Origin of the sequence: Halopseudomonas xinjiangensis, from assembly GCF_900104945.1 — a bacterium.
Taxonomy (GTDB): Bacteria; Pseudomonadota; Gammaproteobacteria; order Pseudomonadales; family Pseudomonadaceae; genus Halopseudomonas; species Halopseudomonas xinjiangensis.
Genome location: NZ_LT629736.1, coordinates 2,266,187 through 2,289,389, shown reverse-complemented (window position 1 = coordinate 2,289,389; position 23,203 = coordinate 2,266,187). Strand labels below are relative to the sequence as shown.

Sequence of the window (23,203 nt, the reverse complement as noted above, 5' to 3'; positions counted from 1 at the left end):
TGCACCATCCTTTTTCGCCTGCTAGCATAGGCTTTTCGGCAGCGGCAGGCGGACATGGTGCACGTATCGGGAGATGGCTGGGTAAAGGAGGCGAACAAATGTCCGTCAGAGCATTTCAACGCCCGACCACCTGGCCTGCCGATATCCCTGTTGGTGATCCATAATATCAGCTTGCCGCCAGGCCAATTCGGCGGAGGTCATGTACAGGCGTTCTTCTCTGGCCAGCTTGATGGCAGTGCTCATCCGTACTTCGCCGAGATTGGCCACTTGCGGGTTTCAGCCCACTTTCTCATCGAGCGTACCGGCTGTCTGACGCAATTCGTCTCCTGTCTTGATCGTGCCTGGCATGCCGGCGCTTCGTCGTACGGCGGTTGTTCCGACTGCAACGACTTCTCCATTGGCATCGAACTCGAGGGGACGGACGAAACGCCCTTCACCGACGCTCAGTACCAGACGTTGACCAGCCTGAGTCGGGCGCTGATGCGGCACTACCCGCACATCACCCCTTATCGCATCATCGGCCACGAGCACATAGCCCCCGGGCGCAAAACCGATCCTGGACGCTGCTTCGACTGGCAAGGCTATCTGCGCGCGCTATCCTCGCCCACCGACGAGGCACCCGGACGATGAACTTTCTGGTTTTGTGCCTGGTTGCGCTGATCACCTGGCTTTCGCCTCGGCGTACCGGTCTCCCGCGCGATCCGGCACACCGTTGGATGGATGAGGTTCAGCGTCTTGCGCAGCGGCGAAGCGGCAAGCCCCATTGGTGGGTGGGGTTGGGTATCGCAGTGCCGCTGGTATCACTCGTAGGGCTGCTGTGGCTGATCGAAGGAATCGCCCATGGTTTGCTCACCCTGCTGGTGCACGTACTGGTGCTGTTAGCGTGTGTGAGCCGCAGAGATCCGCTCGGTGCGATGACGTCCTCCGTCGAGCTGGCATGGCAGCGCGGTGATCAGCAGGCGGCGGCCTTGATCGCTGAGCGCGACTGGTCGATACGCTCCGATAGCGCCGAAAGCCTGGGGCAGGCGGTCCGTGCCACAGTCGCCCTGGAAGCGCTGCGTGGCTACTTCGTCCCTGCATTCTGGTATGTGTTGCTGGGGCCGGTTGCCGCGCTGGGGTATCGACTCAGCTGGCTGGCCGCCGAGCGCAGAGGCGCCGCGGGCGCGGCCGCTGATGAGGCCTGTCAGGCCCTGGAGTGGATACCACTGCGCCTGCTGGGTGTGAGCCTCGCGCTGGGTGGCAGGCTCGACCAGACCATGAAGGTCCTTCGTCGCCACCTCGCTGACTGGGACACTCCGAGCCTACAATTGGCTGGTCATCTAATCGAGGCGAGCGTGCGTATTCCCTTATCCGCCGAGCCTCGACTACGCATTACGCGCAGACTCCTACAGCATTCCCTCCTGGTCTGGGCGCTCACCATCGCTTTCCTCTCGCTGGTCGGTTAAAGAACCATCCGGCGCTGCCGATAGCATCAGTATGAGACAATCCAGCTGATGGCTTGCAGACATTGTATTGCTATCATCTAGCGATTGGCCTGCCGAGCGGCGAGCGCCCGCTCAGGCAAACTGACCCGTCCCTGGCATCCAACCAGGCCGGAGCGCCAGATTCACGAGGAGAGTGGATGTGATGAGTTTCCTAGCGCCAGCGATTGCGCTGATGAACCGACTCGGTTACGGGATGAAATTCTGCCTGATCAGCGTGTTGTGTTTCGTGCCCCTGATCATCATCAGCAGCATGGTCGTTCAGCAGGCATATGATCGGGTACAGATCACTCAGCACGCCCTCGACAGCATGGCTCTGTTGCGGCAAACCAGTCGCCTGCTACGTGATGCCGAGACGCTTCGCGACCTCGACATGGTGCTGGATCAGTTGAGTCAGGGAGAATACGCAGCGGAGCTCGAGCGTCGCACCCAGGGTCTGCGTAATCAGGTGGTCGATGCGCTCAAGGGCTTGCCGCTCGATCCCAATGCAGAAGGCACCCAGGATCTTATTGCCAAGCGCGACGAACTGGTTGCTTCCTACACCCGTATCGCGAACGAATCGGTACGCAATCGTGGGTCCCTATCGACCCAGGCGTTCGGCGAAACGGCTTCACTGCTCAGTTTCGCAGCAGCCTATGCAGGGCTGCCGCAAGATTACGATCGTAACGTCCGCCACCTCAATGATCTGTTGATCAACGTGACGCCCCAGGTGACCCAGGCCATTGGCCAAGGCCGCGCGGTGGGCGCCTATTCGATCGGCCTGGGTTACCTTAACTCCGATGCCAGCCGCGCCATGGACGAGCTGATCGAAGTGCTTCAGCGTTTGTCCACCGACTACGAGCAAATGCTCGGCTTGGCGCTGGCCGATCCCGCTTTGACGTCGTTGCAGAGTGTCGCCCGCGACAGCCTGGCGACCCTGGAGGCCAGCCAGGTCGTCTTCGAGGAAGAAATCGTTCTTGCCAATACCCTGGAGGGCAGCTGGTCCGACTATTTCCAGAGCATCACCGCTGAAATCGACAAGACCTACGCCTTCAATCAGGAAATCTTCAATACGCTTGAGCAGGTGCTCGATGCTCGACTGGCCAAGAATACGCAGTCGATGCTCGGTTTGATCGTGGCGTTGGTCGTTGTGCTTGCGCTGATCGTGTATTTGTATCTGGGCTTCTACGTCGCCACCCGCCGTACCCTGAGCCGCCTCTCGGCGTTGATGAGTCGCGTCGCTGGTGGCGACATGACCGTCCGCGTTGAAGTCGACAGCCGTGACGAGCTGGGTGCCCTTGCCCGAGAATTCAACGAGACGGTAGGACGGATCCGCGGCTTGATCCAGCAGGTCAGTGAAACCTCCGGTCATGTTCAGGATCAGTCGCAGCAGGTCGAACGTGTGGCTGCTGAGAGCAGCCAGGCAGTGGCATCGCAGCGAAGCCAGATCGAACAGGTGGCCACGGCGATGAATGAGATGGCGGCCACTTCTCAGGAAGTGGCGCGCAGTGCAGCGTTGGCGGTTACCAATGCCGAGCGGGTCAACGCAGAGACGCTCGATGGTCGGCGTCTGGTGGAGTCGTCAGTCAGCGGTATCGAAAAGCTCGCCGGCGAGATCGACAATTCTGTGCAGGTGATCAACAGGCTGGCCGACGACAGCGCGTCAATCAGCCGGGTGCTGGACGTGATCAAGGGCGTTGCCGAGCAGACCAATCTGCTGGCGCTCAATGCTGCCATTGAGGCTGCGCGGGCAGGCGAGCAGGGACGCGGCTTCGCTGTGGTTGCCGATGAGGTGCGCACGCTGGCGCGGCGTACGCAACAGTCCACCGAAGAAATCGAACAGATGATTGTTCGACTGCAGGATGGCGTGGGTGCTGCGGTGAAGGCGATGGGCAGCAGCCATAGCATGACCAGTGCCACTGTCGAATCTTCCCAGAAGGTGCAGGTCGCGCTAGACAATATTCTGCGCGCAGTCAATCTCATCGTCGATCAGAGCCAGCAGATCGCTGCAGCGGCCGAGGAGCAGACCGCCGTCAGCCATGACATCGACCAGAACATCGTCGAGATCAATCACGCTGGGGAGCGCACCGCAGCGGGGGCACTGCAGGCCGAGCAATCCAGCGGCCGGATGAGCCAGCTGGTGACCGAACTGCAGCGGATCATCAGCGCCTTCCGCGTGTAATCGACTCGCAGCTCAGCCTTGCCCGCCGGGGCGAGGCTTGGGTTGCCAGAGTACCTCCGGGGTGTCCTGCAGTCGGGCAATGGTACGCGCCATGACGAACAGCAGATCAGACAACCGATTCAGATAGATCCTCGCCTGCTGATTCACATCCTCTAATGCCGCTAACGTCAAATACCGTCGCTCTGCGCGGCGGCAGACGCTGCGCGCCAGATGCGCCAGGGCGATGCCGTGCGAGCCGCCAGGCAGGATGAAATTCTTCAAGGGTTCCAGATCGGCGTTGTAATGGTCGATCTCGGCTTCCAGTGCGGTTACGTCGGTTGCATCGATGATTTGCTGGCCGGGTACGGCCAACTCCCCGCCCAGATCGAAAAGCCGATGCTGCACCGGGCCGAGCGTGTGGCACAGCGGTTCCAGTTCAGGATGCTGCTGGAGTATCGCGAGCATCATGCCAATCTGACTGTTCAGTTCATCCACGCTGCCCATGGCTTCAACCCGCGGATGATCCTTGCCCAGCCGCCGACCATCGGCCAGGCCGGTTTCACCAGCGTCGCCGGTACGCGTGTATACCTTGCTGAGTCGATACCCCATGTTCGCTTTCTCCGGTGCCTGGATGGTGCAAAGCGCAAGACTAGCGATAAACCGCTGGCGCGCCTAGCTCTTCAGCTGACCGGGAGGTCGCGGGAGGCGAGTAGTGCAAGCAGCTCCGCATATAGCCGTTCCAGCTGTGGTAGCTGCAACTGGGCTGATCGAGCGCTGCGACAGGCGAAACCTAGCAGGTAGTCGATTTCGGTACGGCGCCCGGCTGCCAGGTCCTGGCGCATCGATGAGCTGTTGCCGGCAGTGCGCGCGATGACATCCATGACCGTAGCGGGGAGTGGCTCGGCGACGTGATCCATGTGCTGGCTGGAAAGCAGTGTCTGCAGCTCGAGGAGCAGGTCAGGCAGCCGCGCGCCAGCCAAGGCGAGCACCTCGCCGTTCGCGCAATCGTGCAGCGCGGTGAATGGGTTGATCGCACAATTGACCGCAAGCTTCTCCCAGAGCACCGGCAGAATGTCGACTTCCCACTGGCAAGCGATGCCGGCAGCTTGCAGGTCTTCCACCCAGCCTGGCGGGGTGCCGTGCCGGGGATCACCCATGCGGGTCAGGCCTCTTCCAGCCCAGACGACAGTACATCGATCAGCTAGCCAGGCGCCGTCGGTCACGCTGGCATACAGGACTCGCTGTAAGGGCAACGCGTCGTTGGCTGCCTGCTGTGAGCCGAGCCCGTTCTGTAGTAGCAGAACCTCGCTGCCAGGACCTAGTCGGGTGGCGACGCTGTCCAGCGCATCGGTGACGGCATAGGCCTTGGTCGCCACCACCAATCTGTGGATGGGTTCGCCCTGGTCTGCCAGTTCTGCGGGTACGGTAAAGCGCTGATCGCCCTCGGCTTGACGCAACGTCAGGCACGAGCCTGCTGCCTCCCAGGCGGAGAGGGCAGTCTGGTCGCGAAGAATGAGGCGGCATTCAATGCCGGCGCAAGCGAGCCTGGCAGCCCACAACAGGCCCAGGCTGCCGGCGCCGAGAACGTGAAACATCAGGCGGTAAGTGGTCGACGCACTTCGGTGATCAGGTTGGTCGCGTAGGCTTCTTCGAGATGTTGCTCGACGGAGCTGAGCAACTGTTCTGCCTCCGGCAGGTCCTGATGGGAATTGACCGAGCCGACGGCCATGCCGGCTCGCACCGAGAGGTATCCTTCGCTGGTCTTGAACGCCTTGAGGTTCAACCCGTCGTGCAGGCGGCGGAAGCTTTGCGGTTTGCAGTCATGGGGATCATCGGCAAGCGTGACGATGGCGAAGGAGTTGGAGCCGACCCGCGCAATCACGTCGGTCGGGCGAACCAATTGCTGGAGGCGACGGGCAATCCCGCGCATCAGTTCGCTTTGAACGGCTTCGCCGAAGCGGCCTCCCATTTCATCCAGATTCTGCACTCCGAGCACCAGAATGCAGCAGGCTCCGCCGCGCGTATCGATGCTGCGAATGGCATCTTCCAGGCGCTGGAGCAGATAACGCCGGTTGCCCAGCGCGGTGAGGCTGTCGACCATGTTGTGCGATTCGAGCTGAGCGTTGTTGCTGGCCAGCAGGCGATTTTCGTCAAGCAGGCGGTTGATCAGCTGGGTCGTGCGGTCGGCAGCGAAAATGCGCGGCAGCAGTTGCTCGCTCATGGAGGATTTGCTGATGAAATCGTCAACGCCGCGGTCGAAGGCTTCGCCCAGAACATTGTCGCCTTCGCGTGCGGTCAGCAGCACTACATAGGTGTAATGCCCGCTCTGCTCATCGGCCTGCCGCACTCGAGTGGTCAACTCGAGCCCGTCCATCTCAGGCATCAGCCAGTCGGCCACCATCACGCTTGCCGGACGCTGTTCATGCATCGCCAGCGCGTCCATCGCTGAGCTGGCGAAACGGATGTCCTGGTAGCCGGCCTGGGTCAGGTTGTGACCTATGACCGCACTACTGAACTTGGTATCGTCCACCACCATGATGCTGAGTTGTGGGTTGGGCATAGCTTTGCTCCCTGCAGCTTGGTCTCTGGCAAATGTCGTTATAATGCCACGAGCATATCCGTTCTTTTGCTGGTTGGGTCATAAAAAAACATTAAATCAGGGGTAACTTATGCCTTCTTTCGATGTGGTGTCCGAACTGGACAAACACGAAGTCACCAACGCCGTTGATAACGCGATGAAAGAGCTCGAGCGGCGCTACGATCTGCGCGGCAAGGGCGAGTTCGAATTCAAGGAAAAGGAGCTCACCGTCACCATCACCGCCGACTCCGATTTCCAGCTCGAGCAGATGCTGGAGATACTCAAGCTCAACCTGGCCAAGCGCAAGATCGACATCCAGTGCATGGAGGTCAAGGACGCCTATGCCTCGGGCAAGCAGGTCAAGCAGGATGTCGTGCTCCGCGAGGGCATCGACAAGGAGCTGGCGAAGAAAATCGTCGCGCGCATCAAGGAATCCAAGATCAAGGTTCAGGCGGCGATCCAAGGCGAGCAGGTGCGAGTCACCGGCAAGAAGCGGGACGATCTGCAGGAAGCGATGGCGCTGTTGCGCGGCGCTGAGCTGGACATGCCGCTGCAGTTCAACAATTTCCGCGACTAGTGCCGCTTCAGGAAGCCAGGCAATAAAAGGGAAGTCTGATGAATGATGTAATCATCCAGTTAGAGGAGCTGCAGGAGGCCTGGCTGCCTCTGGTGCTGCAATACGGAAGCCAGGCATTGCTGGCGCTGATCACGCTGTTGGTAGGCTGGTGGGTCATTGGCAGGATCACTTCGGCAGCGCAGATGCTGCTGGAGAGGCGTACCGTCGACAGGACCCTGCACGGTTTCATTGGCGCGCTGATCGGCGTGGGATTGAAGGTCCTGCTCATTGTCAGTGTCGCCGGCATGATCGGGGTCGAGACCACGTCGTTCATTGCCCTGATCGGCGCAGCCGGTCTCGCGGTGGGCCTCGCCCTGCAAGGCAGCCTGGCGAACTTCGCCGGCGGAATGCTGATCCTGATGCTGCGTCCGTTCCGGGCGGGAGAATATATCGAGGCGCAGGGCGTCGCCGGCACGGTGGACAGCATCCAGATCTTCCACACCGTACTGAAAACGCCGGACAACAAGACCATCATCGTGCCCAACGGCAGCCTGTCCAATGGGAATGTGATCAACTATTCACGCCAGCCGACGCGCCGTGTGGACCTGAATATCGGCATCGATTACGGTGACAGCATCAAGCAGGCGCGCGAGATCCTGCTCGCCCTCGCTCATGCCGACGAGCGCGTGTTGAAGGATCCTGAGCCGGTGGTCTGGCTGGTGGCGCTAGGTGACAACTCGGTCAATCTTTCCCTGCGAATGTGGGCGAAGACCGATGACTACTGGAGCATTTACTGGAGCGTCATCGAACTGGCCAAGGAACGGTTCGATGAGGAGGGGATAACCATTCCATTCCCTCAACGCACTGTGCATGTTGTCGCAGAAAGCAGCGTGGAGACGCGGTAGATTCAGAAACAATTTCAATAAAAACCCAGCCTTAGCTGGGTTTTTTGGCGTTATTTGGTACGTTTGTCAGAAAACGTCAACAAAACGTTGAACGGGTCAGCATGAGGCTTGTCACTTGGTACAGCGATGCAATCGGTATCGCGCCTACCAATCAATAGTGAGAGGGGCAACCTCATGAAAAAACTTTTCAAAACATCTTTGCTCGTCGCCGCGATGGTCCCCGCCATGGCAATGGCCGAACCAATGACCGGTGGCCAGGAAATCACCTTGAGCGGTGCCGGCAGCAGCGACAAGGACTTCGACAGCACCGTGCTGTCCGTCCAGGGTAGCTGGGGTCAATATCTGAGCGAGAGCTCGCTTTGGGGTGTTCGTCAAACCATCAATGCCCGCGACAACGAAGGCGATAACGTCAATTTCGACGGCTCGACCCGCGTATTTTATGACTACATGTTCGGCACAGGTCCGGCTCGTCCGTTCATCGGCGCCAGCATTGGTGGTATCTACGGTGAGCAGGTCGATGAGACCTTCATGGGTGGTCCGGAGCTCGGTGTGAAATACTGGGTGCAGGACAACACCTTCATCACTGCGATGGCTGAATATCAGTTCCTCTTCAAGAGCGCCAGTGATGCACAAGATCGTTACGATGACGGTGCGATCTTCTACAGCGTCGGTATCGGTTATAACTTTTAATCGACCGTCGTAATGAGAAAGGGCGCCTTCGGGCGCCCTTTCTTTTGCCTGAATCAGTCGATCCCAGGCCGGCGCGCCTTGTCGGGGTGGGCGAAGCGCAACAGCATGAAGGCCAGTACGATGGCCGGAAGGCCGGTAAAGGCGGTCATGGTGAAGAAGCCGATCCAGCCGACATTGGCGGCCAGTAGGCCAGTGAAGCCCGCAGCGAACTGCCCGGGCAGAGTCATCAATGAGCTGAACAGTGCGTACTGAGTCGCGGTGTAGGCGGTGTTGGTGAGACTCGAGAGATAGGCGATGAACACCGAGATAGCCAGGCCGCCGGTGATATTGTCGGCGATGATTGCCAGTACCAGTCCGTAGCTCTGGGGGCCAATATAGGCCAGCCAGGCGAAGGCAATGTTAGTCGCCGGCGCCATAAAGGCCGTGGCGATCAGCATCGGTGCGATGCCGAAGCGCGCGACGAGCAGGCCGCCGAGCGCTGCGCCCGCCAGAGTCATGCCCAAACCGAAGGCGGCTGCGATATTGGCGATCTCGGCCTTGGTGAACCCCAGGTCCAGATAGAACGGATTCGCCATGACGCCCATGAAAATGTCGCTGATACGGAACGTGGCGATGAAGGCAAGAATGAGCAGCGCGGCCTTGCCGTAGCGTTGAAAGAAGTCGGCAAACGGGCAAAGCATCGCACCGATGAACCAGGCGGTCAGGTCGCGCTTCCAACCGGTCTGCCGCGTCTGTGCCAGGTACTGTTGAACCCGCGCTTCCATCCGGTTGGTTGACTCCGAAATGCTCACCGCCGGTTCGGCTATGATCAGCGTCGTCGCTACCCCGACGCCCATCAGCACGGCCATCGTCAAGTAGGCCAGCGTCCAGCTATCGAGACTCGCGAGGTGCAAAGCCCCGGCCCCTGCAGCGAGAATCGCGACGCGGTAGCCGGTCACGTAAGTAGCTGCCATTGCTGCCTGGCGGTGCTTGGCTTCCGCCTCGACCCGGTAGGCATCGATGGCGATGTCCTGAGTGGCGGAGCCGAAGGCGGTCATCACCGCGAACAGCGCAACCAAGCCGAGGTGTTCCCGCGGATCGCTCAAAGCCATGCCGGTGAGGGCGAGAATGATGATGAGCTGCGACAGTAGCATCCAGGCCCGGCGGCGACCCAGCAGGCGCGACAGCAGCGGAATGGGCGCTCGGTCGATGATCGGCGCCCACAGCACCTTCACCGAATACGCCATGCCAACCCAGCTGAGAAACCCGATTGCCGATAGCTCAATGCCCAGATCCCGCAACCAGGCGCTGAAAGTGCCGCCCACAAGCAGTAATGGCAGGCCGGCGGAAAAGCCGAGGAACAGCATGGCGATCACGCGCGGCTTGAGGTAGACCTGCCAGCCTTCGCTTGGCAGGTCCGCCGAACCCGCCTGGTTATCAGTCATAAAAATCCCGTGAGGTGAGGCGAGCCGGTTAGTCCGGCCAGCCGTAGCGTTTCATGTCGATGCGGCGGTTGCGAATGCTGACGCCTTCCTCGGTCAACCGTGCGAATTGTTCCTGCCCGGCGGGCGAATCGGCGGGTAACGAAAGCCGTCCCTGACTGTTGACCACCCTGTGCCAGGGCAGCGACGAGCCCTCCGGTAGCTGGCCAAGCCAGCGGCCTGCGAGGCGCGCGCCGCGGCCAAGTCCGGCCAATCGGGCAAGCGTTCCGTAGCTGCATACTCGGCCGTGTGGAATGCTTGCGAGCGCTGCCCAGAACGCCTCCTTGACCGGGTCGGATACCGTTCGGCAATCCGACTGTGAGGCGGGTAGTAATCGACTCTCAGGCATGGATAATGGCGCTCTTCTCGAATCGGTCTCCCAAGGTTGTCCCATGTTTTACCGTCTACTTGCCGCGCTGGCTCTGGTCGTTTCGCCGCTTGCCATCGCAGATACCGTCTGGCTGGACAACGGCGACAGGATAACCGGACGGATCGAATTACTCGATAGGGGCCGACTGGTGGTCTTCACCGAATTCGCTGGCGAAGTCACCATCGATGTGAACCGCATCAGAACCCTCGAAAGTGACCAGCCGCTGCTGGTCAAGCGCGCAGACCAGGCCGAAAGCGCCCTCTCCATTCTTCCATCTACCGTCCCCGGTCAGATCCGGGTGGTCAATGGTCTGCCGGATGCCTACGAAGTCACGCTGGGCTCGATTGACCAGATGATGGTCCCCCAGCCATTGATCAAGGACTGGTTGCTCGAAGGCAACGCCGATGTGGCGGTGTTCATCAAGGAAGGGCAGGTTGACGAACGCGATCTGGCACTGCGTGGCAAAACCCGGGTGCGGCACGGCGATTGGCGGCATTCGCTGGCGGGCAATTTCGAACGGTACTATCTCGACGATGTGAAAAACCGCGATTTATGGCAAACCTCCTACGATCTGAGCTGGTTCTTTGATGAGCAGTGGTTTTTGCAGTCGGCCTGGAATTACCAGCGCGACCGGATCGGCTGGGTATCCAGACGCACTCAGCTCGGTATCGGTCCGGGCTACGAGTGGTGGAACACGACGCTGAGCCGCTTCGAGACGGCAGCGCGGATCGATCGCGTCGAAATGGTCGAACGGGACGGTACCGAGCGCGAGTTCGAAGCATTGGGCCTGGAGTGGGACTTCAGGCGGTACATGCTGGGCAAGCGGTTCGAACTCTTCCACCGGGCCGAGACGCTGATCCCCAGCGACCCATCTGTTCGGTACATCATCGACACCGAGCTGGGCTTGCGTTACATGCTCAACAGCTGGGCATCGCTCAACCTGCTGACCGAGTGGGACTATACCGATAGCACAACGGACGCCGATATCGATGACATCCGCTATCGTTTCGGACTGGGGATCAGCTGGTAGGGCCGCCCCCCGGCCCTTGGGCGTTACAGGCGCAAACCGCCGTCCAATTCGAGGACGCGACCGGTGTAATAGTCGTTTTCCAGCAGATAGGCAGCCGAGTGAGCAATCTCTTCGGGCTTGCCCATGCGTCTGAGCGGAATGCCCGACGTCATCTTTTCCAGAGCCTCGGGCTTCATGCCGCCAGTCATTTCGGTTTCGATGAAGCCCGGTGCGATACCGGCTACTCGAATGCCGTAGCGAGCGAGCTCCTTCGCCCAGACCACGGTCAGGGCGGCTACGCCGGCCTTGGCGGCGGAGTAGTTCGACTGGCCCATGTTGCCGGCCCGGGAAATCGAGGAGATGTTGATGATCAGGCCCTGATTACCCAGCTCGATCATCTTCGCGCCGACCTCGCGGGTACACAGAAATACGCCGGTCAGGTTCACATCGATCACCGACTGCCACTGAGCCAGACTCATCTTCTGGATTTCGCCATCCTTGTTTTTCAGCAACAGGCCGTCGCGCAGGATCCCGGCGTTGTTGATCAGGCCGTTGATTGCGCCGAAGTCACTGGCCACACGCGCAACCAGGTCGGTGACCTGCTCTTCGTTGGCCACGTTGCAGACATATCCCTTTGCGTCGCCCCCAGCTGCATTGCACGCCGCTGCGGCTTCATCCAGCCGTTCCTGCCCCAGATCAACCAGCGCCAATCGGGCGCCCTTGGCTGCGAGAAACTCGGCCATTGCCCGGCCCAGGCCCTGGCCGCCGCCAGTAATAATGATCACGCTATCTTTGATTTGCATCGCTTCTACTCCCGTTCGCCATGCTTAATGAAGGACGCAAGAATGCATCAGATTGCGGCGGTAATGAATACCTCGGATCGTCAGGCCAACAGGGCCGCTGTCGGAGCGCGCTTGAAATCGACTTTTGCGCCCCCATACCTGACCTTTACAGTTTTCGCGAGGTTGTGATGATTCGACTTCTTCTCATTGCCGTGCCGCTGATCGAACTGGCCGGGTTGATCATGCTGGGGCAGCGCGTTGGCGTGGGTTATACGCTGCTCTGGGTGCTGGTCAGCGGCTTGCTCGGTGTCGCGGTCATCCAGCGCCAGGGCTGGGGCACGCTGCAGCGATTGCAGGAGCGCCTGGCGGACAACCGCAGCCCATTCAGCGTACTCAAGTCGGGTATGTGGGGCGTCGTCGCCGGGCTTCTGCTGATGTTTCCAGGCGTGATCACCGACGCTCTGGCTGTCGCAGCGCTGATCGTTGCGTTGCGCCACCGCGGCCAGCCCGAGCCGGGGGAGCCGGGCGGCCCGCGTGTCTACCGGCGCGGAGACAACAATATTATCGAGGGCGAGTGGGAGAGTCCCCAAGGCAGCGAGCGCCGTGACGACCCGGATTCGCGAATCGACAAACATTGAAAAATTTTGCCGAAGCGCCCTTGAAAAGCCTTTGGCCAGCCCCATTAACCCTGCACCAGTTATCGCGGGGCACCTGTCTGGTGATCCGCGCAGGACAGTGACGCGACCGAGAGGCGCGTCCTTCGGGTCGCAAGACCTGACGTTAACTCGAAACAGCCGGCAAACCGGTATTTGACATTTATATGGGAGATCCAAAACGATGAAAATCCGTCCGTTACACGATCGCGTCGTCGTTCGTCGCAGCGAAGAAGAGACCAAAACCGCTGGCGGTATCGTTCTGCCTGGCTCGGCCGCAGAGAAGCCGAACACCGGCGTGGTAATCGCTGTAGGTACCGGGCGTCTGCTGGACAATGGTGATGTTCGTCCGCTGGCCGTCAAGGAAGGTGAAAAGGTTGTTTTCGGACCCTATTCCGGTAGCAGCACCATCAAGATCGATGGCGAAGAGCTGCTGATCATGAGCGAGTCCGAAATCTACGGTGTGCTCGACAACTGATCATCGAATCGTTGACGCAACACGTCCCTTAACGAATTCAACGAAGGAAAGCGAAAATGGCTGCTAAAGAAGTTAAGTTTGGTATTCCCGCCCGCAACAAGATGTTGGCCGGTGTAAATATCCTGGCTGACGCCGTCAAGGCAACCCTGGGTCCGAAAGGCCGTAACGTGCTGATCGAGCGCAGCTTCGGTGCTCCGCTGATCACCAAGGACGGCGTATCGGTAGCCAAGGAAATCGAACTGAAAGACAAGTTCGAGAACATGGGCGCCCAGCTGGTCAAGGACGTTGCCTCGCGCGCCAACGATGACGCTGGTGACGGCACCACCACTGCTACCGTTCTGGCTCAGGCCATCGTCACCGAAGGCTTGAAGGCCGTCGCTGCCGGCATGAACCCGATGGATCTCAAGCGTGGTATCGACAAGGCCACCACCGCCATCGTTGCCGAGCTGAAGAACCTGGCCAAGCCGTGCGCTGATTCGCGCGCCATCGCTCAGGTTGGCACCATCTCCGCCAACTCCGACGAATCCATCGGCAAGATCATTGCCGAAGCCATGGATCGCGTTGGCAAGGAGGGTGTGATCACTGTCGAAGAAGGTTCGGGTCTGGAAAACGAGCTGTCGGTCGTCGAAGGCATGCAGTTCGATCGCGGCTACCTGTCTCCGTACTTCGTCAACAAGCCGGAAACCATGCAGGCCGAGCTGGACAACCCGTACATCCTGCTGGTCGACAAGAAGATCTCCAACATCCGCGAGATGCTGCCGGTCCTCGAAGCTGTCGCCAAGGCAGGCCGCCCGCTGATGATCGTCGCTGAAGACGTCGAAGGCGAGGCGCTGGCTACTCTGGTCGTCAACAACATGCGCGGTATCGTCAAGGTCGCTGCCGTCAAGGCGCCGGGCTTCGGTGATCGTCGCAAGGCCATGCTGCAGGACATCGCTATCCTCACCGGCGGTACCGTAATCAGCGAAGAAGTCGGTCTGAGCCTGGAAAGCGCTGCTCTCGAGCACCTGGGTCAAGCCAAGCGTATCCAGATCAACAAGGACAACTCGACCATCATCGACGGTGCTGGCACCCAGGTGGATATCGAGGCGCGTGTTGGTCAGATCCGCAAGCAGATCGAAGAAACGTCGTCCGACTATGACAAGGAAAAGCTCCAGGAGCGTCTGGCGAAGCTGGCTGGTGGCGTAGCCGTAATCAAGGTGGGCGCCGGTTCCGAAGTCGAGATGAAAGAGAAGAAGCACCGCGTAGAAGACGCTCTGCACGCAACCCGTGCGGCAGTGGAAGAAGGCGTGGTTCCCGGCGGTGGTGTAGCGCTGGTTCGCACCCTGAAGGCTATCGAAAGCCTGGTTGGCGACAACGAAGACCAGACCGTAGGTATCAACCTGCTGCGTCGTGCGATCGAAGCGCCGCTGCGCCAGATCGTCACCAACGCGGGTGACGAGGCAGCTGTAGTGGTTCAGCAGGTCAAGGCCGGCGAAGGCAACTACGGTTACAACGCAGCGACAGGTGAGTACGGCGACATGATCGAGATGGGTATTCTCGATCCGGCCAAGGTCACCCGTAGCGCTCTGCAGGCCGCGGCCTCTGTAGCCAGCCTGATGATCACCACCGAAGCCATGGTTGCAGAGCTCCCGGAAGAAAAGCCGGCGATGCCTGACATGGGCGGCATGGGTGGAATGGGCGGCATGGGCGGCATGATGTAATTGCTCCCCGGCTACCAAGCCTAGAAACCCGGTCCAGCAATGGGCCGGGTTTTTTATTGCCCGCCGTGTGAGTTTTGTAAGCGATTGCCTACAAGTGCTGTAAGCCGATGCACTCAGGATGCGTGCGTGTAAGTGGAAACGGCTGTGTCGCTAAACGGTAAGTACTTGATATGTAGCGTGATAATGGTCATCCAAGCCCCCTCGGAGGGATAATTGTCGGGCTATCCAGAAGGGATTTGTAACCGTATTATTCACACATGCGCGACGGATTGCGCAGCTCGGCAGGACGCTGAGCCAGGGATACACCAGGATGGGAACGTCGGGACGACGGGTCACGGATGGCACATAGGGAATGAAGAGTGGGCGGGTAAAACCGCCCCTTTTTTTGCCTGCGTTTTACCCCGGACATAAAAAAGGCCAGCTCGAGCTGGCCTTTTGCGTTGCGCGTTCAGCGCTCGAGATACTGCAGCTTGTCCGGGACGCCGTCCCATTCTTCCGCATCAGGCAGAGCGTCTTTCTTCTCGGTGATGTTCGGCCACACATCTGCGAGTTCAGCGTTAAGCGCGGTGAACTCCTGCTGGTCTTCTGGCACCTCATCCTCCGAGAAGATCGCGTTGGCTGGGCACTCCGGCTCGCACAGGGCGCAGTCGATGCACTCATCCGGGTGGATAACCAGGAAGTTCGGACCTTCGTAGAAGCAATCGACAGGGCAGACCTCAACGCAATCGGTGTACTTGCACTTGATGCAGTTGTCGGTAACAACAAAAGTCATGGTGGGGGCTCCATCGGAATCAGGCGTGACGCAAATGTGGCGCGTAGTCTATCAGCTTTTGTTTGGCGGTACAGTGCATGACAGGGGCTTTTGAGACCGCTGCTGAGATGCTGCGCGTTTAATGAAAATCAATATCATTTGATCGCCGTTCAAAGCATTTGGTCTTTCCATTTGTATAGCAGGTCCAATGCCTGACGCGGACTGAGGTCGTCCGGTTTCAGCCGTTGCAGCTCGTCCACAAGCGGGTGCGTTGCGCTGGCGAAGAGATCCACCTGCATCGGCTGGTTGGCTGAGCCAACGCTGGCCGCCTGTTGAGAAAGACTTTGCCTTTCCAGGTTCGACAGATGTTCGCGTGCTCGCTCGATCACCGGCCTTGGAACGCCGGCAAGCTGTGCGACCTGCAGTCCATAGCTCTGACTCGCAGGACCGGCCAGTACCGTATGCAGGAAGACGATCCGGTCGTTATGCTCGGTTGCGTTGAGGTGCACGTTGGCTACGCCCGGGTCGGTCTCAGCCAACCCGGTCAACTCGAAGTAGTGGGTGGCGAATAGCGTGAATGCGCGTACTCGCGCGAGGTATTCTGCGGCAGACCAGGCCAGCGACAGGCCATCGAAGGTACTGGTACCGCGGCCGACTTCGTCCATCAGCACCAGGCTGGCCTCGGTCGCGTTGTGCAGGATGTTGGCCGTCTCGCTCATTTCGACCATGAAGGTCGAACGACCACCAGCCAGATCGTCACTCGAGCCGATCCGCGTGAAGATGCGATCCATGAGGGACAGTTCGACCTGCCCGGCAGGAACGTATGCGCCGATATGTGCGAGCAGAGCGATCAGCGCTGTCTGGCGCATGTAAGTTGACTTGCCGCCCATGTTGGGACCGGTGATGACCAACATCCGGATGTCGGCATCCAGGCACACTCCGTTCGCCACGAAGGGCCCGTCGAGTACATGTTCGACCACCGGATGGCGCCCCTGGTGAATGATCAACTGGCTGTTTTCAACGAACTGCGGGCGGCAGTAGTCGAGGTTCGCGGCTCGCTCGGCCAGGTTGGTCAGCACGTCCAGCTCGGCAAGGCTTGCGGCGGTGTCCTGCAATTGAGCTAAGTCGGCATTCAGGCGGTCGAGCAGTTCGTCATACAACGACTTTTCGCGTGCCAGCGCCCGGCTGCGAGCCGACAGTGCCTTGTCTTCGAAGGTCTTCAGCTCCGGAGTGATGAAGCGCTCTGCCCCCTTGAGCGTTTGCCTGCGGATGTAGTCGGCAGGAGCCTGTTCGGCCTGCCCGCGGGACAACTCGATGAAGTAGCCATGAACCCTGTTGTACCCGACTTTCAACGTGCTTAGGCCGGTCCGTTCGCGTTCGCGGACTTCCAGATCGAGAAGATACTGCCCGGCGTTCTCACTGATGTTCTGCAGGTCGTCGAGCTCGGCGTCATAACCCGCCGCAATGACGCCGCCGTCGCGGATCACCGCAGGCGGGTTATCGACTACCGCTCGTTGCAATAGCTCGGCAAGTTCGGGGTAGGTAGAAATGCTCCCGGCCAGTTGCCCGATATGCGGTGACTGGAGATCGCGCAAGGCTTCCTGAAGGCCAGGCAATGCACCCAGGGCGTCACGCAGGCGAGCCAGATCGCGCGGCCGCGCCGAACGCAGGGCAACACGTGCGAGAATGCGCTCGATGTCACCGATACCCTTGAGCAGGGGATGGATGTCTTCGTGATAATGCTGGTCCAACAGGGCGGCGATACTCTCCTGTCGGGCCTGCAAGGTTGCCATGTCGCGTAGCGGGCGGTTCAGCCAGCGCGCGAGCAGACGTCCACCCATAGCCGTGGCGGTATGATCCAGCACGTCGAGGAGGGTATTCTCGCGACCGCCACCGAGGTTGCAATCGATCTCCAGATTGCGCCGGCTGGCGCTGTCGATGACGACGCTGTCTTCGAAGCGCTCCTGGACCAGTCCGCGCAGGTGCGGAAGGGCAGTGCGCTGGGTTTCCTTGGCATAGCTGAGCAGAGCGCCGGCAGCAGCGAGGCCGAGCGTCAGATCGGCACAGCCGAATCCGACCAGATCCTTGGTTCCGAATTGCTGCGTCAGGCTCTTGAACGCACTGCCCTGATCAAATTCCCACGGTGCCCGGCGTCGCACCGCTCGTCGTCGCTCAATCGGCGTATCGGTTTCCCAGTCATCGGGGATGAGCAGTTCGGCGGGGGCCAGGCGTTCCAGTTCGCCGAGGAGTGTTTCCCAGCCGGCGAATTCGGTCGCGATGAAGCGACCACTATTGATATCCAGCGTGGCCAGCCCGAATCGCCGCTCACTGCCTACCAGCGCTGCCAGCAGATTGTCCCGACGCTCGTCGAGCAGGGCCTCGTCGCTCACTGTGCCTGGAGTCAGGATGCGAACTACCTGCCGCTCGACCGGTCCCTTGCTGGTGGCGGGGTCACCAATCTGTTCACAGATGACGACCGATTCACCCAGCTTGACCAGGCGCGCCAGGTAGCCCTCGGCGGCGTGGAAGGGAATGCCGGCCATCGGGATCGGTTGTCCGCCGGATTGACCGCGCGCGGTCAGGGTAATGTCGAGCAGACGCGCGGCCTTCTTCGCGTCGTCGTAGAACAGCTCGTAGAAATCACCCATGCGATAGAACAGCAACTGATCAGGATGATGCTGTTTGATGCCGAAATATTGCTGCATCATTGGCGTGTGGCTGGCGGATTTCTCGGCGCGGCTCATGAAAATCTCTGATCGATGGAATGCGGTGTGCGAAGGACGGCCTAGTCTACGCAAAGCCGCGTTCGCTTTTAAGCGCAAAATGAGAGGTGCACTAACGATGTCCCAATACGATCCCCTGATCGATTCTGTCGCGGCGCGACTGGGCAATGGCTTGCGCCGGCTGGGGTTGAAGGTCACGACGGCCGAATCCTGCACCGGCGGCGGAATTTCCGAAGCCATCACCCGCGTGAGCGGCAGCTCCGGCTGGTTCGAAACCGGTTTCGTCACCTATGCGAACAGCAGCAAGGTACGCCTGCTGGGCGTTACCGAGGAAGACCTGGCCAACCATGGCGCGGTCAGTGAACAAGTCGTCCGTGCCATGGCTGAAGGCGCGCTGCAGGCTGCTGATGCGGATCTCGCGGTTGCCGTTAGCGGCGTGGCCGGACCGGAAGGTGGTACACCGGAAAAGCCGGTGGGTACTGTCTGGTTTGCCTGGGCGATTCGCGGGCGCGGCGTGTTTGCCCAGTGCAAGAGGTTGCAGGGCAGCCGCAAGGAAGTGCGCGCTCACACGGTACTCAAAGCGCTCGAAGGCCTGGTAATCGAGGTCGAGCGGGCGCTCGCGGCACGCTCGTCGTAAGGCTTGGAAAAGGGGTAGGCGAAGAAAACGTTCTGTGGAATAATACTGACCAAATATACAGTAGTTCCCGGGCGCTAGGCTCCCGCCACTTCCAAGAGGATGCACAATGGACGACAACAAAAAGAAGGCGCTTACTGCGGCTTTGAGTCAGATTGAACGTCAGTTTGGCAAGGGCGCGGTGATGCGCATGGGCGACCAGGAACGCATGGCGATCCCGTCGATTTCCACCGGTTCGCTCGGGCTGGATATTGCTCTGGGTCTCGGCGGCCTGCCCAAAGGCCGTATCGTCGAAATTTACGGTCCGGAATCGTCAGGCAAGACCACACTTACGTTGTCGGTTATTGCCCAGGCTCAGAAGAAGGGCGCCACCTGTGCCTTCGTTGATGCCGAACATGCACTGGATCCGGAATATGCCGGCAAGCTGGGCGTGAATGTCGATGACTTGCTGGTGTCCCAGCCGGACACTGGCGAACAGGCACTGGAAATCACCGACATGCTGGTGCGCTCCAATGCCGTTGACGTGATCATTGTCGACTCGGTCGCCGCACTGGTGCCGAAGGCAGAAATCGAAGGCGAGATGGGCGATCACCACGTTGGCGTGCAGGCTCGTCTGATGTCGCAAGCGCTGCGCAAGATCACCGGCAACATCAAGAACGCCAACTGCCTGGTGATTTTCATTAACCAGATCCGCATGAAAATCGGTGTGATGTTCGGTAACCCCGAAACCACTACCGGCGGTAATGCATTGAAGTTCTACTCTTCTGTCCGCCTGGATATCCGCCGCACCGGGGCCGTGAAGGACGGTGACGAGGTGGTAGGCAGCGAAACCCGAGTCAAGGTCGTGAAGAACAAGGTGGCTCCGCCGTTCCGCCAGGCCGAGTTCCAGATTCTCTATGGCACTGGCATCTACCACAACGCCGAAATTATCGATCTGGGCGTGCAGATAGGTCTGGTTGAGAAGGCAGGCGCCTGGTACAGCTACAAGGGCAGCAAGATCGGTCAGGGCAAGGCCAATGCGGCCAAGTTCCTCGAAGAAAATTCAGCGATTGCCGAAGAGATCGAGAAGGCGATTCGCGAGCAGTTGCTGCCCAAGCCGACCAAGCCTGGCGCGTCCGTGGTTGAAGACAGCGCTGAACTGGACGCCTGAACCTGAACCGGGGCGCGCAGCGTAAAGCGGGGCGCTCCGGTCCGTCCGCATTCAAGCCCGTCATTTTTTACTCGCTTCGGCAGGCAACGCATGTTCCGTCGAACCACGCTCGAGACACCTCAAGCCATTCGCCGCTCGGCAATGGATCTGCTTGCGCGTCGCGAACACAGCCGAACCGAACTGTCACGCAAGCTTCGTCAGCGCGGCGCTCCGCCCAATCTCGCCGATATCGAACTCGATAAGCTCGAAGAGGATGGTTTGCTGAGCGACGAGCGTTTCTGCGAAGCCTATGTCCATGCGCGCAGCCAGCGGGGCTACGGGCCTGTCCGACTGCGAGAAGAACTGCGTCAGCGTGGCGTCACCGACCGTCTGGTCGAGTCCATCCTCAGCGACCCGGCATACGATTGGGCAGCTTTGGCCCGTCACGCTTTCGACAAGCGTTTCCCCGAAGGCAGGGCCAATGATCTGGCAGAGCGGTCAAAGCAGCTGCGCTTCATGCAGTACCGTGGGTTTGCTGGTTTTCCGGACGATTGATCAGGTCGATCAGGCCGCGCAGTCGGCCATGGTCGCGCCCGTTGAAGACAAAGCTCAGCCTGACCAGGTGTGCCAGTTCCGGCTCGTCGGCTTCGGCCGGGTCCGATGACGTCTGGTCGAAGCCCGGCGTTTTGCAGATCCCCGCAAATTCGCTGCGAATCCGCTCGAGCGCGGCATCTGTCAAAGCCCGGTGTAGCCGAATCACATATCTGCCATCTATCCAGCGTGCCGAATGATAGTTGCTGTAGAAATCGAGGATGTGCTGCATCGCCTCGCTTGGAGAGGTAGCGAGCGTCATCAGATTCAGGTCGGTGTCGAGGACGTAGCCGTTGTGGCACAGCTGCTCGCGAAAAAACTCGAGCAGGCTGGCCCAGTACCGCCCTCCGGGCACATCCAGCAACACGACGGGGACCAGCGGGCTTTTCCCGGTCTGAATCAGGGTTAGCACTTCCAGCGTCTCGTCCAGGGTGCCGAACCCGCCAGGGCACAGAATCAGCGCCTCGGCTTCCTTGACGAAAAACAGCTTGCGCAAAAAGAAGAACTTGAACGACAGGTCATGTTCGGTACCGTGGACGATATCGTTCGAACGTTGCTCGAAGGGCAGGGTGATGTTGAAGCCCAGGCTATGGTCCAATCCCGCGCCTTCGTGGGCGGCCGCCATGATGCCCGCGCCAGCGCCGGTGATGGTCATGAAATCGTTCTGCGCCAGCAGTCGACCGGTTTCCTTGGCGAGCACATACAGATCGTGGCTGACCGGTGTTCGCGCCGAGCCGAACACCGTCACCTTGCGCCGCCGCTTGAACAGCTCCAGCCGTGCGAAGGCCGCCTCAAGCTCACGTATCGTCTGGAGCATGATCTTGGCGTCCCAACGGTTTCGCTCGGCCTGAGCCATGCGAACGATTGCCAGCACCATCTCCTGATACAGCTCGGTCAGTTCCTGGCTGCCATGACTCGCCCGAATCAACGCGTCGACCTGTTGCTGAATGCCTGGCGAACCAGTGCTCCAGTGTCGATTCAGATAGTCGACGTCTCCTACGTCATCGGACATCGGTAGCTCCTATTGCCAAACATGAGGTGTCAGGCTGATGTGGCACGCCATGGGAGTTTTTTCGAGGGGGGTTGCAGGGTGATGGGCAGCCGGTGCTGCCTGGCTTTAACGCATCGGGTGCCTGGGTCAACGATGCGTTCAGAGCTGCTGGCAATGATCGGCTATGAAGCTTTGCGTCAGCACAGGTTGCGTGCTCCCGCTTAGTACGAAGTGATAGGTGAGCGTAGCGCCCATATCCATCAGCCGACGCAGGCGTTGATCGCGACAGACGCTGGCCTGTAGCTGGGTGCGCACTACCAGCGGTTCGCCCTGGATCTGTTCGGCATAGTCAGGCTGCACCGAGAGGAAGTTGATCAGTTCGGTACCGCTTACGGTCAGTCCTTCATCGACGATGTGTTCGTTCATGCGACGAGGCCGGTCCTGGTTGTTCTGCTCGGCGACTTCTTGCAGGGTCTCTTCGAGTTGCAGATCGCGCAGTGAAGCCGCCGACGCGGGGAGGGCGAGCAGCAGGGCGAGGACCAGGACCGGAAAGCGCATGAAAATCTCCAAGTTGACAGTGTTCGATGTACTGATCGTCAGACTACGCCGCTGGCCCGTGGTTCGCCTGGTAGATTGGCTTCACTCGCTCAGTGATGTCCTGCCGGTTCCTGTTGAACCGGGACGATGCCGCGGCGCTTTTCAACGTACAGCGGTACCAGTTGGGCCACCAGCATTCCCGTCAGCATCAATGCACAGCCGAGCAAACCACGCAGACTGACCGTTTCGTCGAGAATAGCCCAGGCAAACAGCGCGGCGAACACGGCTTCCAGGCTCAGGATAACCGCAGCGTGGGAAGTGATGGCATCTTTCTGCGCCACGACCTGTAGCGTGAAACCGACACCGACCGCGAGCAACCCGCCATACAGTACAGCAGGCAGCGCAAGGTGAATTGCCTCCCAGCGCACTTCCTCAAGTGCCAACGCCAGGATCAGGCTGATGGCCGCACATACCACGAACTGCACAAAGGCCACACGAATGGCGTCGTAACGACTGGCCAGCGCTCCGACCAGCAACACGTGAACGGCCCAGCAACAGGCACCCAGAAGCTGCAGCCAGTCTCCGGAGGCCACGCGGTAATGCTCGTTCACGCTGAGCAGCAGCATCCCCACCAGAGCCAGCAGAGCGCCGAGCCAGGTACCGGAGCCGGTGCGCATGCCAATCAGCAAACCCATTACCGGGACCAGAATCACGTACAAGCCCGTGATGAAACCGGAATTGGTCACGCTGGTGAACATCAGTCCGATCTGCTGCAGGTTGATGCCCAGCGTCAATACCAGGCCCAGAACGAGGCTTCCGCCAAGCATCGGCCAGCTGAACCCCGAGTGCCTTGCCTTGTCCTTGGGTCGAACCAGCAGCACCAGCGGCAGTACGGTCAAAGCACCCAGAGTGAAGCGCAGCCCGGTATAGAGAAAGGGTCCGATGTGCTCCATGCCCAGTGTCTGGGCGATGAAGGTGCTACCCCAGATCAGGGCGGTGAGGATCATCAGCGCGTCAGCGCGGTAAGCTCGCAGGTTCATGACTG

24 protein-coding genes are annotated in these 23,203 nt (G+C 60.0%); 13 read left to right on the top strand and 11 right to left on the bottom strand.

Annotated elements, in window-relative coordinates:
* Nucleotides 1–54: 54 nt before the first annotated feature.
* The 3 genes from ampD to BLT85_RS10550 all read left to right on the top strand — a co-directional run bounded on the left by ampD (nucleotide 55) and on the right by BLT85_RS10550 (nucleotide 3,642).
* Nucleotides 55–630, top strand: coding sequence for a 1,6-anhydro-N-acetylmuramyl-L-alanine amidase AmpD (gene ampD / locus BLT85_RS10560; protein WP_093394320.1), 576 nt, complete (start codon nucleotides 55–57; stop codon nucleotides 628–630).
* Entirely contained in the window at nucleotides 627–1,445 is an 819-nt protein-coding gene (ampE, locus tag BLT85_RS10555) for a regulatory signaling modulator protein AmpE (protein ID WP_093394317.1), read from the top strand. The genes ampD and ampE overlap by 4 nt, the downstream gene beginning before the upstream one ends.
* 178 nt (nucleotides 1,446–1,623) lie before the next feature.
* Nucleotides 1,624–3,642, top strand: coding sequence for a methyl-accepting chemotaxis protein (locus BLT85_RS10550; protein WP_093394314.1), 2,019 nt, complete (start codon nucleotides 1,624–1,626; stop codon nucleotides 3,640–3,642).
* 12 nt (nucleotides 3,643–3,654) lie between these two features.
* Here the strand turns inward: BLT85_RS10550 and BLT85_RS10545 are convergent, their stop codons facing one another.
* From BLT85_RS10545 to BLT85_RS10535, 3 genes are all read right to left on the bottom strand, one after another.
* Nucleotides 3,655–4,230 carry a cob(I)yrinic acid a,c-diamide adenosyltransferase gene (locus tag BLT85_RS10545; RefSeq protein WP_093394311.1) on the bottom strand — a complete coding sequence of 192 codons (576 nt, stop codon included), beginning with the start codon at nucleotides 4,228–4,230 and terminating at the stop codon, nucleotides 3,655–3,657.
* A 71-nt stretch (nucleotides 4,231–4,301) separates the two neighbouring features.
* The gene (locus tag BLT85_RS10540) at nucleotides 4,302–5,216 is read right to left on the bottom strand and encodes a 2-dehydropantoate 2-reductase (protein WP_093394309.1); all 915 of its coding nucleotides are present in this window, start codon (nucleotides 5,214–5,216) and stop codon (nucleotides 4,302–4,304) included.
* On the bottom strand, nucleotides 5,216–6,181 hold the full coding sequence (locus BLT85_RS10535) for a GGDEF domain-containing response regulator (RefSeq protein ID WP_093394306.1): 966 nt from the start codon (nucleotides 6,179–6,181) through the stop codon (nucleotides 5,216–5,218). Before BLT85_RS10535 ends, BLT85_RS10540 begins: the two co-directional genes overlap by 1 nt.
* A gap of 109 nt (nucleotides 6,182–6,290) precedes the next feature.
* Here BLT85_RS10535 and BLT85_RS10530 point away from each other — a divergent pair, with 109 nt between their 5' ends.
* The 3 genes from BLT85_RS10530 to BLT85_RS10520 all read left to right on the top strand — a co-directional run bounded on the left by BLT85_RS10530 (nucleotide 6,291) and on the right by BLT85_RS10520 (nucleotide 8,350).
* Nucleotides 6,291–6,776, top strand: coding sequence for a YajQ family cyclic di-GMP-binding protein (locus BLT85_RS10530; RefSeq protein ID WP_093394303.1), 486 nt, complete (start codon nucleotides 6,291–6,293; stop codon nucleotides 6,774–6,776).
* Nucleotides 6,777–6,814: 38 nt separating this feature from the next.
* The gene (locus tag BLT85_RS10525) at nucleotides 6,815–7,660 is read left to right on the top strand and encodes a mechanosensitive ion channel family protein (RefSeq protein ID WP_093394300.1); all 846 of its coding nucleotides are present in this window, start codon (nucleotides 6,815–6,817) and stop codon (nucleotides 7,658–7,660) included.
* A gap of 174 nt (nucleotides 7,661–7,834) precedes the next feature.
* Nucleotides 7,835–8,350, top strand: coding sequence for a hypothetical protein (locus BLT85_RS10520; protein ID WP_172829829.1), 516 nt, complete (start codon nucleotides 7,835–7,837; stop codon nucleotides 8,348–8,350).
* Between the two features lie 53 nt (nucleotides 8,351–8,403).
* Here BLT85_RS10520 and BLT85_RS10515 read toward each other — a convergent pair whose 3' ends face one another.
* Together BLT85_RS10515 and BLT85_RS10510 are read right to left on the bottom strand one after the other, a co-directional pair.
* Nucleotides 8,404–9,774: an AmpG family muropeptide MFS transporter gene (locus tag BLT85_RS10515; protein ID WP_093394298.1), complete on the bottom strand. Its 1,371-nt coding sequence runs from the start codon at nucleotides 9,772–9,774 to the stop codon at nucleotides 8,404–8,406.
* A 28-nt stretch (nucleotides 9,775–9,802) separates the two neighbouring features.
* A complete protein-coding gene (locus tag BLT85_RS10510) occupies nucleotides 9,803–10,159 on the bottom strand; it encodes an MGMT family protein (RefSeq protein ID WP_093397650.1) in 357 nt (118 codons plus the stop codon).
* Between the two features lie 43 nt (nucleotides 10,160–10,202).
* On the opposite strand from BLT85_RS10510, the gene BLT85_RS10505 reads away from it, so the two are divergent.
* Nucleotides 10,203–11,210, top strand: coding sequence for a DUF481 domain-containing protein (locus BLT85_RS10505; protein WP_157718171.1), 1,008 nt, complete (start codon nucleotides 10,203–10,205; stop codon nucleotides 11,208–11,210).
* A gap of 23 nt (nucleotides 11,211–11,233) precedes the next feature.
* Here BLT85_RS10505 and BLT85_RS10500 read toward each other — a convergent pair whose 3' ends face one another.
* Nucleotides 11,234–11,992 (bottom strand): SDR family oxidoreductase, encoded by a 759-nt coding sequence (locus BLT85_RS10500; protein ID WP_093394293.1) that lies wholly within the window; start codon nucleotides 11,990–11,992, stop codon nucleotides 11,234–11,236.
* A gap of 167 nt (nucleotides 11,993–12,159) precedes the next feature.
* Here BLT85_RS10500 and BLT85_RS10495 point away from each other — a divergent pair, with 167 nt between their 5' ends.
* The 3 genes from BLT85_RS10495 (at nucleotide 12,160) to groL (ending at nucleotide 14,802) form a co-directional block, all read left to right on the top strand.
* Entirely contained in the window at nucleotides 12,160–12,609 is a 450-nt protein-coding gene (locus BLT85_RS10495) for an FxsA family protein (RefSeq protein WP_157718170.1), read from the top strand.
* Nucleotides 12,610–12,808: 199 nt separating this feature from the next.
* The gene (locus BLT85_RS10490; RefSeq protein ID WP_093394287.1) at nucleotides 12,809–13,102 is read left to right on the top strand and encodes a co-chaperone GroES; all 294 of its coding nucleotides are present in this window, start codon (nucleotides 12,809–12,811) and stop codon (nucleotides 13,100–13,102) included.
* Nucleotides 13,103–13,158: 56 nt separating this feature from the next.
* Nucleotides 13,159–14,802, top strand: a complete 1,644-nt coding sequence (gene groL / locus BLT85_RS10485) for a chaperonin GroEL (protein WP_093394284.1) — start codon at nucleotides 13,159–13,161, stop codon at nucleotides 14,800–14,802.
* 448 nt (nucleotides 14,803–15,250) lie between these two features.
* Here groL and fdxA read toward each other — a convergent pair whose 3' ends face one another.
* Nucleotides 15,251–15,574 carry a ferredoxin FdxA gene (gene fdxA, locus BLT85_RS10480; protein WP_093394281.1) on the bottom strand — a complete coding sequence of 108 codons (324 nt, stop codon included), beginning with the start codon at nucleotides 15,572–15,574 and terminating at the stop codon, nucleotides 15,251–15,253.
* A 149-nt stretch (nucleotides 15,575–15,723) separates the two neighbouring features.
* A complete protein-coding gene (mutS, locus tag BLT85_RS10475; protein ID WP_231701464.1) occupies nucleotides 15,724–18,297 on the bottom strand; it encodes a DNA mismatch repair protein MutS in 2,574 nt (857 codons plus the stop codon).
* 97 nt (nucleotides 18,298–18,394) lie between these two features.
* On the opposite strand from mutS, the gene BLT85_RS10470 reads away from it, so the two are divergent.
* From BLT85_RS10470 to BLT85_RS10460, 3 genes are all read left to right on the top strand, one after another.
* A complete protein-coding gene (locus BLT85_RS10470) occupies nucleotides 18,395–18,913 on the top strand; it encodes a CinA family protein (protein ID WP_093394278.1) in 519 nt (172 codons plus the stop codon).
* Between the two features lie 106 nt (nucleotides 18,914–19,019).
* Nucleotides 19,020–20,060 carry a recombinase RecA gene (gene recA, locus BLT85_RS10465; protein ID WP_093394275.1) on the top strand — a complete coding sequence of 347 codons (1,041 nt, stop codon included), beginning with the start codon at nucleotides 19,020–19,022 and terminating at the stop codon, nucleotides 20,058–20,060.
* A 90-nt stretch (nucleotides 20,061–20,150) separates the two neighbouring features.
* On the top strand, nucleotides 20,151–20,594 hold the full coding sequence (locus tag BLT85_RS10460; RefSeq protein WP_093394272.1) for a regulatory protein RecX: 444 nt from the start codon (nucleotides 20,151–20,153) through the stop codon (nucleotides 20,592–20,594).
* Here BLT85_RS10460 and BLT85_RS10455 read toward each other — a convergent pair.
* The 3 genes from BLT85_RS10455 to BLT85_RS10445 form a co-directional block, all read right to left on the bottom strand.
* Entirely contained in the window at nucleotides 20,554–21,642 is a 1,089-nt protein-coding gene (locus BLT85_RS10455) for an LOG family protein (RefSeq protein ID WP_093394269.1), read from the bottom strand. The genes BLT85_RS10460 and BLT85_RS10455 overlap by 41 nt on opposite strands.
* Before the next feature lie 138 nt (nucleotides 21,643–21,780).
* Nucleotides 21,781–22,179 (bottom strand): PA3611 family quorum-sensing-regulated virulence factor, encoded by a 399-nt coding sequence (locus tag BLT85_RS10450; RefSeq protein WP_093394266.1) that lies wholly within the window; start codon nucleotides 22,177–22,179, stop codon nucleotides 21,781–21,783.
* Nucleotides 22,180–22,268: 89 nt separating this feature from the next.
* Nucleotides 22,269–23,198: a DMT family transporter gene (locus BLT85_RS10445; protein WP_093394263.1), complete on the bottom strand. Its 930-nt coding sequence runs from the start codon at nucleotides 23,196–23,198 to the stop codon at nucleotides 22,269–22,271.
* Nucleotides 23,199–23,203: the final 5 nt, after the last annotated feature.

What these genes read in the sequence shown, in the direction of transcription:
- ampD (WP_093394320.1), top strand. Translation starts at nt 55, where the DNA reads ATGGTGCACGTATCGGGAGATGGCTGGGTAAAGGAGGCGAACAAATGT.
- ampE (WP_093394317.1), top strand. Translation starts at nt 627, where the DNA reads ATGAACTTTCTGGTTTTGTGCCTGGTTGCGCTGATCACCTGGCTTTCG.
- BLT85_RS10545 (WP_093394311.1), bottom strand. Translation starts at nt 4,230, where the DNA reads ATGGGGTATCGACTCAGCAAGGTATACACGCGTACCGGCGACGCTGGT.
- BLT85_RS10540 (WP_093394309.1), bottom strand. Translation starts at nt 5,216, where the DNA reads ATGTTTCACGTTCTCGGCGCCGGCAGCCTGGGCCTGTTGTGGGCTGCC.
- BLT85_RS10535 (WP_093394306.1), bottom strand. Translation starts at nt 6,181, where the DNA reads ATGCCCAACCCACAACTCAGCATCATGGTGGTGGACGATACCAAGTTC.
- BLT85_RS10530 (WP_093394303.1), top strand. Translation starts at nt 6,291, where the DNA reads ATGCCTTCTTTCGATGTGGTGTCCGAACTGGACAAACACGAAGTCACC.
- BLT85_RS10525 (WP_093394300.1), top strand. Translation starts at nt 6,815, where the DNA reads ATGAATGATGTAATCATCCAGTTAGAGGAGCTGCAGGAGGCCTGGCTG.
- BLT85_RS10520 (WP_172829829.1), top strand. Translation starts at nt 7,835, where the DNA reads ATGAAAAAACTTTTCAAAACATCTTTGCTCGTCGCCGCGATGGTCCCC.
- BLT85_RS10515 (WP_093394298.1), bottom strand. Translation starts at nt 9,774, where the DNA reads ATGACTGATAACCAGGCGGGTTCGGCGGACCTGCCAAGCGAAGGCTGG.
- BLT85_RS10510 (WP_093397650.1), bottom strand. Translation starts at nt 10,159, where the DNA reads ATGCCTGAGAGTCGATTACTACCCGCCTCACAGTCGGATTGCCGAACG.
- BLT85_RS10505 (WP_157718171.1), top strand. Translation starts at nt 10,203, where the DNA reads ATGTTTTACCGTCTACTTGCCGCGCTGGCTCTGGTCGTTTCGCCGCTT.
- BLT85_RS10500 (WP_093394293.1), bottom strand. Translation starts at nt 11,992, where the DNA reads ATGCAAATCAAAGATAGCGTGATCATTATTACTGGCGGCGGCCAGGGC.
- BLT85_RS10495 (WP_157718170.1), top strand. Translation starts at nt 12,160, where the DNA reads ATGATTCGACTTCTTCTCATTGCCGTGCCGCTGATCGAACTGGCCGGG.
- BLT85_RS10490 (WP_093394287.1), top strand. Translation starts at nt 12,809, where the DNA reads ATGAAAATCCGTCCGTTACACGATCGCGTCGTCGTTCGTCGCAGCGAA.
- groL (WP_093394284.1), top strand. Translation starts at nt 13,159, where the DNA reads ATGGCTGCTAAAGAAGTTAAGTTTGGTATTCCCGCCCGCAACAAGATG.
- fdxA (WP_093394281.1), bottom strand. Translation starts at nt 15,574, where the DNA reads ATGACTTTTGTTGTTACCGACAACTGCATCAAGTGCAAGTACACCGAT.
- mutS (WP_231701464.1), bottom strand. Translation starts at nt 18,297, where the DNA reads ATGAGCCGCGCCGAGAAATCCGCCAGCCACACGCCAATGATGCAGCAA.
- BLT85_RS10470 (WP_093394278.1), top strand. Translation starts at nt 18,395, where the DNA reads ATGTCCCAATACGATCCCCTGATCGATTCTGTCGCGGCGCGACTGGGC.
- recA (WP_093394275.1), top strand. Translation starts at nt 19,020, where the DNA reads ATGGACGACAACAAAAAGAAGGCGCTTACTGCGGCTTTGAGTCAGATT.
- BLT85_RS10460 (WP_093394272.1), top strand. Translation starts at nt 20,151, where the DNA reads ATGTTCCGTCGAACCACGCTCGAGACACCTCAAGCCATTCGCCGCTCG.
- BLT85_RS10455 (WP_093394269.1), bottom strand. Translation starts at nt 21,642, where the DNA reads ATGTCCGATGACGTAGGAGACGTCGACTATCTGAATCGACACTGGAGC.
- BLT85_RS10450 (WP_093394266.1), bottom strand. Translation starts at nt 22,179, where the DNA reads ATGCGCTTTCCGGTCCTGGTCCTCGCCCTGCTGCTCGCCCTCCCCGCG.
- BLT85_RS10445 (WP_093394263.1), bottom strand. Translation starts at nt 23,198, where the DNA reads ATGAACCTGCGAGCTTACCGCGCTGACGCGCTGATGATCCTCACCGCC.